This window comes from Bradyrhizobium sp. UFLA05-108 (assembly GCF_059803455.1).
Genome location: NZ_JBANAZ010000129.1, coordinates 1 through 10,496 on the forward strand (window position 1 = coordinate 1; position 10,496 = coordinate 10,496).

Annotated in this window: 10 protein-coding genes and 1 tRNA gene; 10 read left to right on the plus strand and 1 reads right to left on the minus strand. The window is 64.4% G+C overall.

All coding sequences use genetic code 11. The features are described 5' to 3' along the window. On the plus strand, window positions 1-781 hold a 781-nt coding region (locus SO140_RS44625; RefSeq protein ID WP_498544098.1), incomplete at its 5' end, for a D-arabinono-1,4-lactone oxidase. Further along, window positions 778-1,518, plus strand: coding sequence for an SDR family oxidoreductase (locus tag SO140_RS44630; protein ID WP_449383232.1), 741 nt, complete (start codon window positions 778-780; stop codon window positions 1,516-1,518). The genes SO140_RS44625 and SO140_RS44630, both read left to right, overlap by 4 nt. 189 nt (window positions 1,519-1,707) lie before the next feature. Here SO140_RS44630 and SO140_RS44635 read toward each other — a convergent pair whose 3' ends face one another. Then, the gene (locus SO140_RS44635) at window positions 1,708-2,679 is read right to left on the minus strand and encodes a complex I NDUFA9 subunit family protein (RefSeq protein WP_449383233.1); all 972 of its coding nucleotides are present in this window, start codon (window positions 2,677-2,679) and stop codon (window positions 1,708-1,710) included. Window positions 2,680-2,817: 138 nt separating this feature from the next. Here SO140_RS44635 and SO140_RS44640 point away from each other — a divergent pair. The 8 genes from SO140_RS44640 to SO140_RS44675 form a co-directional block, all read left to right on the plus strand. Next, window positions 2,818-2,904 (plus strand) — tRNA-Leu (locus SO140_RS44640). A 238-nt stretch (window positions 2,905-3,142) separates the two neighbouring features. Continuing rightward, window positions 3,143-4,453, plus strand: a complete 1,311-nt coding sequence (locus SO140_RS44645) for a UbiA family prenyltransferase (protein WP_449383234.1) — start codon at window positions 3,143-3,145, stop codon at window positions 4,451-4,453. A 109-nt stretch (window positions 4,454-4,562) separates the two neighbouring features. After that, window positions 4,563-5,843, plus strand: coding sequence for a hypothetical protein (locus SO140_RS44650; RefSeq protein ID WP_498544099.1), 1,281 nt, complete (start codon window positions 4,563-4,565; stop codon window positions 5,841-5,843). A 159-nt stretch (window positions 5,844-6,002) separates the two neighbouring features. Beyond that, entirely contained in the window at window positions 6,003-6,617 is a 615-nt protein-coding gene (locus SO140_RS44655) for a ribonuclease D (protein ID WP_449383237.1), read from the plus strand. Window positions 6,618-6,756: 139 nt separating this feature from the next. Then, a complete protein-coding gene (gene lptC / locus SO140_RS44660; protein ID WP_449383238.1) occupies window positions 6,757-7,509 on the plus strand; it encodes an LPS export ABC transporter periplasmic protein LptC in 753 nt (250 codons plus the stop codon). Between the two features lie 5 nt (window positions 7,510-7,514). Next, entirely contained in the window at window positions 7,515-8,231 is a 717-nt protein-coding gene (locus SO140_RS44665) for an LptA/OstA family protein (RefSeq protein WP_449383239.1), read from the plus strand. Window positions 8,232-8,444: 213 nt separating this feature from the next. After that, complete coding sequence (lptB, locus tag SO140_RS44670; RefSeq protein WP_449383240.1) at window positions 8,445-9,467, plus strand: LPS export ABC transporter ATP-binding protein; 1,023 nt, start codon at window positions 8,445-8,447, stop codon at window positions 9,465-9,467. A gap of 90 nt (window positions 9,468-9,557) precedes the next feature. After that, window positions 9,558-10,496 (plus strand): RNA polymerase factor sigma-54 (locus tag SO140_RS44675; RefSeq protein WP_498544100.1); only part of this gene is annotated, 939 nt, incomplete at its 3' end.

Below are 10,496 nucleotides of genomic sequence, written 5' to 3' on the forward strand. Positions count from 1 at the left end.
GATCTCGACATCCGATCTGCATGCAGCGATTCGCGCGCTCGATGCCGGCGACTCCGCGACCTATTCGGTGGCGTGGATCGATTGCGTTGCGACGGGCAGCAGCCTTGGCCGCTCGCTGATCTATCTCGGTGAGCATGCCGGCGCGAGCGAGGTTCCGCACGGTGCGGATGCATTCCCCCGCGGGCAGGATCCGCGGCTCAACGTGCCCATCGATCTTCCGTCGATGACACTGAACCGCTATTCGGTTCGCGCCTTCAACGAGCTCTATTACCGCATGGGTGCGCGGCGCGCCGGCGGCAGCCGCCTGGTCTCGATCTTTCCCTACTTCTTTCCGCTCGACAGCATCAGTGCCTGGAATCGCATCTACGGGCGTCGCGGCTTCCTCCAGCATCAATGCGTGATCCCGCGGGACGGTGCGCTTGCCGTGCTCGGCGACATCCTCGATCGCGTCTCGCGGCGCGGCGATGCCTCGTTCCTTGCCGTGCTCAAGAAGCTTGGGCCGGGCGACGGCCTGATGTCGTTTCCGATGCCTGGCTACACGCTGGCGCTGGATTTCGCCGCGACCGGAGACATCATGAATTTCCTCGACGAGATCGACTGTCTCGTCGTCGCCGCCGGCGGCCGCCTGTATCTCGCGAAGGACGCGCGCCAGTCGCGCGCAACGTTTGAGGCCGGCTATCCGGCCCTGCAACGCTTCAAGGAGATCCGGGCATCGCTCGATCCGACCGGAAAAATCCGCTCAAAGCTTTCGCAGCGTCTGTTCGATGAGGTGCGGCCGTGACTACTCGCAAGATCGTGCTGGTGTTAGGGGGCAGCTCCGATATCGGACGCGCCACCGCGCGCAGCTTCGCCAAGGCCGGCTGGGATGTTCAGCTCGCGGGCCGCGATGCCACGGCGCTGGAGCCGGATGCCGCCGACCTGCACGCGCGCCATGGCATCAGCGCCAGCACGCATCGCTTCGACGTGCTGGATACCGCATCGTTCGACGGCTTCGTGGCAGGTCTTGCCGCGATGCCCGATGTCGTCATCTCGATCGTCGGCCTGTTGGGCGCGCAGGAGACGGCACAGCGCGATCTCGATCACGCCACGACGATCATGCGCTCGAACTACGAAGGCCCCGCGCTGATCCTCGGCCTGTTCGCCGAAAAATTTCTGGCGCGCGGCAGTGGTTCCATCGTCGGCGTGTCCTCGGTCGCCGGCGACCGCGGCCGTGCCTCGAACTACGTCTACGGCTCCGCGAAGGCCGGGTTTTCCGCGTACCTGTCGGGCCTGCGCGCCCGCGCCAGCCGTGGCGGCGTTCACGTCGTCACCGTCAAGCCGGGCTTCGTCCGCACCAAGATGACCGAGGGCATGAAGCTGATCGGCCCGTTGACCGTGGAGGCACAAGTCGTCGGCGATGCCATCTTTGGCGCTGTCGAGCGCCGGACCGACGTCGTCTATGTCAGCGGCAAATGGCGCCTCGTGATGCTCATCATCAAGGCGCTGCCCGAAGCCGTGTTCAAGAAGCTGAAGTTTTGAACCTTCCACACCGTCATGGCCGGGCTTGTCCCGGCCATCCACGCCTTGCCCCGCGGCACAAAGAACGTGGATGCCCGGGACAAGCCCGGGCATGACGGTCGCTTGTGGTGCTCGCGACCACCCTGCCACCTACAGGACGCCGAGCCCCCTACCTCGCATGGGGTTGTTTTCGCAGTTTTTGGATGGCGGCTAAGCTACGCCGTTCTTGCGCTGGAACTGCCCGGCCGGGCGGAAGCGCCAGAGATATTGCGGGGCGATCCCTTCCAGCGAATCCGCCGTGATGCCGAGGCCTTCCAGCGTCAGCCCGGCCGCCTTCGCGGCATCCGAGACCACATTGTCCTTCTCGAGCAGCGTCACCTGGTCCGGCGTCAGCTTGAACGCACCCGGCGCGAATTGCAGGAAGGTCGCCTGGAGGCGGGCGAGGCCGAACGGCAGCGGCACCAGCATCCGCTTGCGATCGGTGATCGCCAGGATGGTCTCGATGATCTCGCGCATGGTCAGGACTTCGGGGCCGCCGAGCTCGTAGGTCGCGCCCGCCTTGGCCGTGCCATCGACGGCGTCCGCGATCGCGGTGGCGACGTCGCCGACATAGACCGGCTGCATCTTCGTCTCGCCGGCGATCAGCGGCAGCACCGGCGCCATCCGCGCCAGCGCCGCAAAGCGGTTCGTGAACTGGTCCTCGGGGCCGAACATCACCGAGGGACGGAAAATCGTGGCCGAAGGCACGGCTGCCAGCACGGCCTGCTCGCCGGCCGCCTTGGCGCGGGCATAGTGCGAGGCCGACTGCTCGTCGGCACCGATCGCGGAGACATGCACCAGCCTGGCGCCGGCAGCCGCCGCGGCCCTGGCGACGGTCTCGGCGCCCTTGGCCTGGACGGCATCGAAGGTCTGGCCGCCGCTCTCGGCGAGGATGCCGACAAGGTTGATCACGATGTGCGAATCACGCAGCGCGGCCTCGACCGAGGCCGGGTAGCGCAGATTGGCCTGCACGGTATGGACCTGCCCGACCTTGCCCGAGGGCTGGAGAAAGCCGGCGAGCTCCGGCCGCCGGACCGCGACCCGGACCCGGTAGTCGCGCTTGCAGAGCGCCCTGACGACGTTTCTGCCCAAAAACCCCGATCCGCCGAAAACCGTGACGAGGGTGTCGAGATTCGATGCCATGGGGGTCCGTTCCTGCCGAAGGCTGTGCCTGAGGCAGGCTTGTATCGGGCCGGTTTGCGATGCGCAATCGGCTGGTCACGTTCGATTTGACAAGCGCGTCATCGATCCGTAGTAACCGCCCCCGTGCCTAACCGGCATGCCCAGGTGGCGGAATTGGTAGACGCGCTGGCTTCAGGTGCCAGTGGCTTCACGGCCGTGAAGGTTCGAGTCCTTTCCTGGGCACCATTTTTCTCGGTAGCTCCCCGATGTGACGGCCGAATCGAGGCCTGGCGCTGCCATTGGTCCGAATGGGCTGCTCGGCACCGAATCGGTTCGGCCAGTTCCTGATCCCGCGGAATCCCACCCGGCGTCTCCAATCCGATTAAGCCGCCCTTAGCGTTTGGGAATTACGGTTTTTGTCGTCCATTTCCCTGCTCCCCGGCCGCTGGCCGGCCATGCCAGCTAGTTGAGAGCGCGTATTCGAATGGAGCAGCCCCAATGGCAGCACGATCTCCTTGAACTGGAGCCGCAACCGGTCCCGGCGGCCGCTCCGCGCGCGCTGGTCGTTGAGCTCGAAGGGACGCTGCTGCGCTCGGATCTGTTGCTGGAGGCGCTGCTTTGCGAGCCCGGGCACATGCTCGGCCGCCTGCGCGCCGCCGGGAGCTGGCGCAGGGACAGGCTCCTGCACCTCGCCCGCGACGCCAGGCTCGACTATGCCAGCCTTCCCTACGAGCAGGACGTCCTGAACCCGGCGCTCGCAGCGCGCGCGCAGGGCCGCAAGGTTTTTGTCGCCACCTCCCGCCTGCGCCACCATGCCGAGGCCATCGCGGCGCATCTCGGCTTCGACGGGGTGATCGCGACCGCCGATCTCGACGCCTTCGACTATGTCGGCAATCGCGCTGCCCCGGATGCCGATCGCAAGGTCGGCCTGAAGGTTTGGGCGAACGCGCTCCGCGTCTATCAATACGCCAAGAATACGCTGGTCTTCGTGCCCCTGGTCACGGCGCATCACATGAGCCTGTCGTCGCTGGGCGCGGCGCTGCTGGCGTTCCTGGCGTTCTCGGCCTGCGCGTCGGGCGCCTATCTGATGAACGATCTCCTGGATCTTGCGGCCGACCGTCAGCATCCGACCAAGCGGCACCGGGCGCTTGCGGCCGGCGATCTGCCGATCGCCTCCGCGCTTCTCGCGATTCCCTTGCTGTGGCTCGGCGCCTTCGCCGCAAGCCTCTGCATCTCCGGCGTCTTCACCGCCGTGCTGGCCGCGTATCTTGCGACCACGATCGCCTACTCGCTGCTGCTCAAGCGGAAGATGCTGCTCGACGTCGTCACGCTCGCCGGCCTCTATACGCTGCGCATCGTCGCCGGCGCCGTCGGTGTCGGCGTGGTGCTGTCCGAATGGCTGCTGATGTTCTCGCTGTTCGTGTTCACTTCGCTTGCTCTCATCAAGCGTTTCAGCGAGCTGACGCTGCGGCAGGGCGCCGGCCTTTCCGATCCCGCCAACCGCGACTACAGGATCGGCGACATCCAGGTCATCGCCGCGATGGCGGCAGCGAGCGGCATGAACGCGGTGATCGTGTTCTCGCTCTACGTCTCGTCCTCGGCGGTGACACAGCTCTACAGCCGCCCCTGGATGCTGTGGCTGCTCAACCCGCTGCTGCTCTACTGGTTCGGCCGCGCCCTGATGATGGCTCATCGCCGCGAGATGCCTGATGACCCGATCCTCTACACCTTCAGGGACAACGCCAGCCGCATCACCGTGATGGCGATGATCTGCATCATGCTGGCTGCGATCTGATGACGATGGCCGGTGAAACTCCCCTATCCTTCCGTGCTGCGAGGATACGCGTGACGAAGTGGTGCGGCCGAATTCAATGGCAATGTCGGGCACGAAAGGTCAGCTGGCCGTGACGTCTATCGGGGACACCGTTGGCCGGTTGCCGAACACAAGATCGACAGGCTTTGCCGTGCTCATGGCAATGCTGGTGCTTGCGAGCTTTGTCGTCGACAGCCATACGAGCATAAGATTCGGGTGGGACGTTCGTGTGAACTGCGCGGCCGTCGATGCCTATGTCGAGGGGCTTGATCCCTACTTCGTCAAGAATTTGAAAGACACCAAATTTTCCTACCCCTATCTGCCGGTGACGTTGGATGTTTTCCGGCCGCTGTGCTCGGCAGGCCTTCGTGACTACTACAGGGTCGTCTATCTCATCCTCGCCGTCTTGGGCGGACTTCTGCTGCCCGGACTTCGCGCGACTCGTCCGGACGCGCGCGATGCGCTTCTCAGGGTTCTCTGTGCCTTTGGAGCGTTCGTCGGCTTTGAATGGGTGTGGGCTTCCGGCAACTTTGCGCTGTTCGCCGGCTTCTTGACGGCCGTCGCGCTGGCGCTGCTGCTCGATCACAGCCGCCTCGAAGAGGACGACGTAAAAAGCTTCGCGCTGCGCCTCGCCGGTGCGGCCGTGCTCGGGCTGCTGACATCGTTCAAGCTGGTCTTTTTTCCCGTCCTGGCCGCGCTCTACTTCCTGCCACTGACCCGGGCGCGCAAGCTCACCCTGATCGCCGTCGCGTTCGGCATGTTCATCCTGCCGATCGTCATTTCGAGGGTGTTCTACGCTGACCTTTTCCCGAGCTGGCTGAACGCAATCACCGGTCAGATTCCCGGACAACATTCCGTCGCGCTGCTGAAGGAGACGAATCCTTCGTTGTTGATCTTCGGCCTCGGTCTCGCAGAACATTTTGGCTTGGCCGACAACAAGCCGATTGTTTTCGCCATCTACGGACTCGTGGCGGCCGCGGCTGTCCTGGCGCCATTCGCCTGGTCTGTATTGCCCATCATTCGGGATCAGACGTCGCCTGATATCGGCGGGCTACCGAAGAGGCTGGATCAATGGCTCATCGATCATCCTCGCGTGGCGGCGCGTATCACCGTCCTCGCAATGTATGCGCTCTATCTCTGCTCGCCCCGGCTCAAGGAATATGCCTTCTACGAATTGGCGGTCTATGCCGCCGTTCTCATCGTCGATCTTTCGCCCATGGCCATGATGGCCTTCCTGACCGCCGCAATCCTCATTCCGACCTCAACGACGATCTCGGGCGGCGTGATCGAGGGCACCTTCGTTCAACTCGTCTCGGCGCTCGTGTGCTTCTGGGTTCTACTGGTCGATTTTCGCACCCTTCGCCGCCATTGAGATCCGCTTGCGTGGAAACCCGCCGGCGGATACATCGCGAGTGGGATCGAGGGAGCAGCCGCCGGCCTGGACTTTCCTTGCCCGGCCGACCCTCGCCAGTTCCCGTTCCCGGCATTAGCCTGCAAGCGTTGCATCGATTCGACTGAGGTTTGAAACGCCATGACCGTACGCCTGCATCGCGGCGATCTGCCGGACCTGTCCCGCTACACCTCCTCGGTCGCGATCGACACCGAGACCATGGGCCTGAACCCGCATCGCGACCGGCTCTGCGTCGTGCAACTCTCGCCGGGCGACGGCAGCGCCGACGTGGTTCAGATCCCCAAGGGGCACACCGATGCGCCGAACCTGAAGGCGCTGCTCGCCAATCCCTCCGTGACGAAGATCTTCCATTTCGCCCGGTTCGACATTGCCGTGCTGTACGAGGCCTTCGGCGTGATGACGACGCCGCTCTACTGCACCAAGATCGCCTCGCGGCTGACCCGCACCTACACCGACCGCCACGGCCTCAAGGACCTCGTCCGCGAGGTGCTCAACGTCGATCTGTCCAAGCAGCAGCAATCGAGCGACTGGGGTGCGGATAGCCTCAGCGAGCCGCAGCTCGCCTATGCCGCCTCCGACGTCCTGCACCTGCACAGCTTGCGCGAACGGCTGGACGCCATGCTGGTGCGGGAGGGCCGCACGGCGCTGGCCCAGGCCTGTTTCGACTTCCTGCCGACGCGGGCGAAGCTCGATTTGCAGGGCTGGGAGGCCGAGGACATTTTTGCGCACTCTTAGGGTGGTCCTGTCGTCCGGAAGGGTGTCTCGGGCCGCCCCGGCCGCCCCGTTTCGGACACAGTCGTAACGGCCTGTCGCGGGCTGCATATTCCGGCGGCGCCGGATACAATCGGGCGTCGATCGGCGCCTCGGAGCAGCAGTGAATTCGGTCCAGACCCCAGCCTATGATGGAGCCTATGACGGCCTGGAGGCGCGCTTCGCGGCCGCGGCGCGCCACAGCCGGCTGGTCCACATTCTGCGCATCGCCGTGCCGGTGACGGTGGTCGTGGCGATGGCCATGATCATCTTCGTCTCGGCCTTCAACAAGTTCCGGACCACGAAGGAAGTGGCTTTCGATCCCGGAAATCTGGTCGTCTCCGGAACCAAGATCACCATGGAAACGCCCCACCTGTCGGGCTACACGCCCGACCAGCGGCCCTATGAGCTCTGGGCCAACACGGCCATCCAGGACATCAGGGACCCCGATCATGTCGATTTGCACAAGCTCAGGGCCAAGCTCCTGATGCAGGATCAATCGACCGTGTTCCTCGATGCCCTCAACGGCACCTTCGACAACAAGCAGCAGCAGCTCGATCTGCGCAAGGATATCTTCGTGCGGACGTCGACGGGCTATGAGGCCCGCCTCAGCCAGGCCTTCGTCGACATGGCCAACAACACGGTCACCTCGGATGAACATGTCGACGTCAAGCTGACCAACGGCACCGTGTCCTCGGACCGCCTGAAGATCATGGAGGGCGGCGACGTCATCCGCTTCGAAGGCCACGTGGTGATGAACCTGGACAAGCTGAGCAATGACGAGCCGGCCGCCGCGCCGCCAGCGCCCGCCGAGCCTGCGCCGCCACCGCCACCGAAAACGCGCGCGCCCCAAAACAAGCCTGCGACTTCGAGATGATCTCCATGACGAAGCACCTTTTGCGCAACGGTTTTTCGAAAGGCGTTGCGTTCAGCGCCGGCGCGATCGCGCTTGGCGTGATGCTGATCGCCGTGGCGCATGCGCAAGGCGCCATGCAGGGCGTGCCCAACGCCATGCAGGGGTTTTCGCAGAACCGCGATGAGCCGATCCAGATCGAGGCCGCCTCGCTCGAAATGCGCGACAAGAAGAAGGAGGCGACCTTCGCCGGCAACGTGAAGGTCATTCAGGGCGACACCACCATGACGTCGAAGACGCTCGTCGTGTTCTACGAATCGAGCGGCGGTTCCGGTTCGGGACAGCCGGCCCCCCAACCGGCGAAAAATGCAAAAGCGGCGGCACCGATGCAATCGGCGACGCCAGGGCCGAACGGCAGCTCCTCGATCAAGCGGCTGGAAGCGCACGGCAATGTCGTGGTCACCCAGAAGGACCAGGTGGTTACAGGCGAGACTGCCATCTTCGACACCAAGACCAACCTCATCACCATGCTCGGCGGCTCGGGCCAGGTCGTCCTGACCCAGTGCAAGAATGTGATGCGCGGCGACCGGCTGAAGGTCGACATGACGACGGGCGTGTCTCGGGTGGAGTCGGACAGCGGCAAGGTTCAGGTCCTGCTGCCGCAGGGTGCCGGCAATGATTGCGGCCAGGGCAAGCCCGGCACGGCCTCACCCCTGCAATTGCCAAGTGCAACTAAACAGAAGTAACTTCAATAGCTTGAGCTTGAAGTCGGCGATCTCCGGTTGAAGCCTGCCCGACAAGATTGTATCTACCCCAGCGGGCTCGGCGGCGGGATTCCTCTGATAAGGGATCGAGGGTGTTTCTCTGGGCAAGACATACCCTTTCACTCATGCTGTGCCGGCGAATCGCGCCGGGGCGGCAGATCGCGGAATCACCGTGAAAGGCTTGAGACAGCGGGGATGGTCGATTTATTCAGCATGTTCCGTCGGCGCCCCGCCAAACGCGGCCGGCCAGGATTTGCGCGCCAGGACATCACCGCGCTCGGCGACAGCATGGGCGGTCTCGTGACCAGCCCGGTGCGGGACGCGCCGCCGATCGCGCGCGAGCAGCCGATGCACGCGCCCGACCAGTTCCAAGGGGATTACCAAACGGACTACCAGGCCGACTATCAAGCTGAGTCGCCGCGGACCCAGCCGGTTCATCCGGTGCGGGCCGCCAGCCGGCCCAACGGCTCCGGTGGGCCGCAGCTTCTCAGGCGCCCGGGCTTCCTTGCTGTGCATAGCGTGGAAAAGAGCTTTGGCAGCCGCCAGGTGGTGCGCGGCGTCAGCATCTATGTGCGGCGCGGCGAGGCCGTCGGCCTGCTCGGTCCGAACGGCGCCGGCAAGACCACCGTGTTCTACATGATCACCGGGCTGATCAAGGCCGACCGCGGCGCGATCGAGCTCGACGGCCATGACGTGACGAAGCTGCCGATGTATCAGCGCGCGCGGCTCGGCATCGGCTATCTGCCGCAGGAAGCTTCGATCTTCCGCGGCCTCACCGTCGAGCAGAACATCCGCGCCGTGCTCGAAGTGGTGGAACCCTCGCGCAAGAAACGCGAGCTGCAGCTCGACTCGCTGCTCGACGAATTCAACATCACGCGCCTGAGAAAATCGCCATCGATCGCGCTGTCCGGTGGCGAGCGCCGCCGCGTCGAGATCGCGCGTGCGCTGGCGACGCGTCCGAACTACATGCTGCTCGACGAGCCCTTCGCGGGCATCGATCCGATCGCGGTCGGCGACATTCAGGACCTCGTCCGCCACCTCACCAATCGCGGCATCGGCGTGCTGATCACCGACCACAATGTGAGAGAGACGCTCGGCCTCACCGACCGCGCCTATATCGTCTATGCCGGTGAAATCTTGACCGAGGGGAGTCCGGATGAGATCGTCAACGACCCGGACGTCCGCCGCCTTTACCTTGGCGAGGAGTTCCGCCTCTAGCCCGTTTTTCGTATTCGTCAAGACGTGTACATCGGGCTCGGACTAGGATAAGCAAAAATCGGACCAAATTTTGGGAACGGTTCTTGCTTCATGGCGCTTACGCAGAGATTAGAGTTCAGGCAGTCGCAGTCGCTGGTGATGACGCCGCAGTTGATGCAGGCGATCAAGCTGCTGCAACTGTCCAATCTCGATCTCACGACCTTCGTGGAGGAGGAACTCGAGCGCAATCCACTGCTCGAGCGGGCCAATGATGAGCAGGGCGCGGGAGATGCCCCGGCTGAGGCCGGCCAATTCAGTGATGGCGACGATTCCGGCGGCGGCCACGGCGACGAGCCGGGTGGCGGTTCAGGCGAAGCCTTCGAGCCCGGCCAGGAAGAGTGGATGAGCAAGGATCTCGGTACCCGCGCCGAGATCGAGCAGACCCTGGATACTGGCCTCGACAACGTCTTTTCGGAAGAGCCGGCGGAGGCCGCGGCGCGCAATGCGCAGGATGCGGCGCCGAGCGTCTACACCGAATGGGGCGGCGGCGCCTCCGGTGACGAGGACTACAATCTCGAAGCCTTCGTCGCGGCGGAAACCACGCTGGCCGATCATCTCGCCGAGCAGCTCTCGGTCGCTTTCACCGCGCCGGCGCAGCGCATGATCGGACAATATCTCATCGACCTCGTCGATGAAGCCGGCTATCTGCCGCCCGATCTCGGCCAGGCCGCCGAGCGGCTTGGTGCATCGCAGCAGGCTGTCGCGGACGTACTTGCGGTGCTGCAAAAATTCGATCCGCCCGGCATCTGCGCCCGTTCGTTGAGCGAATGCCTGGCGATCCAGCTTCGGGAACTCGATCGCTACGACCCGGCGATGCAGGCGCTGGTCGAAAATCTCGATCTCCTGGCCAAGCGCGACATCGCTTCCTTGCGCAAGCTCTGCGGCGTCGATGACGAGGACATCGCCGACATGATCGGCGAGATCCGCCGCCTCGATCCCAAGCCCGGCATGAAGTTCGGCTCTTCGCGCCTTCAGACCATGGTGCCGGAC

Bases quoted from the DNA above. Each gene is read 5' to 3' on its own strand.
- SO140_RS44635 (WP_449383233.1), bottom strand. From the start codon at position 2,679: ATGGCATCGAATCTCGACACCCTCGTCACGGTTTTCGGCGGATCGGGG.
- SO140_RS44645 (WP_449383234.1), top strand. From the start codon at position 3,143: ATGGAGCAGCCCCAATGGCAGCACGATCTCCTTGAACTGGAGCCGCAA.
- SO140_RS44655 (WP_449383237.1), top strand. From the start codon at position 6,003: ATGACCGTACGCCTGCATCGCGGCGATCTGCCGGACCTGTCCCGCTAC.
- SO140_RS44665 (WP_449383239.1), top strand. From the start codon at position 7,515: ATGACGAAGCACCTTTTGCGCAACGGTTTTTCGAAAGGCGTTGCGTTC.
- lptB (WP_449383240.1), top strand. From the start codon at position 8,445: ATGGTCGATTTATTCAGCATGTTCCGTCGGCGCCCCGCCAAACGCGGC.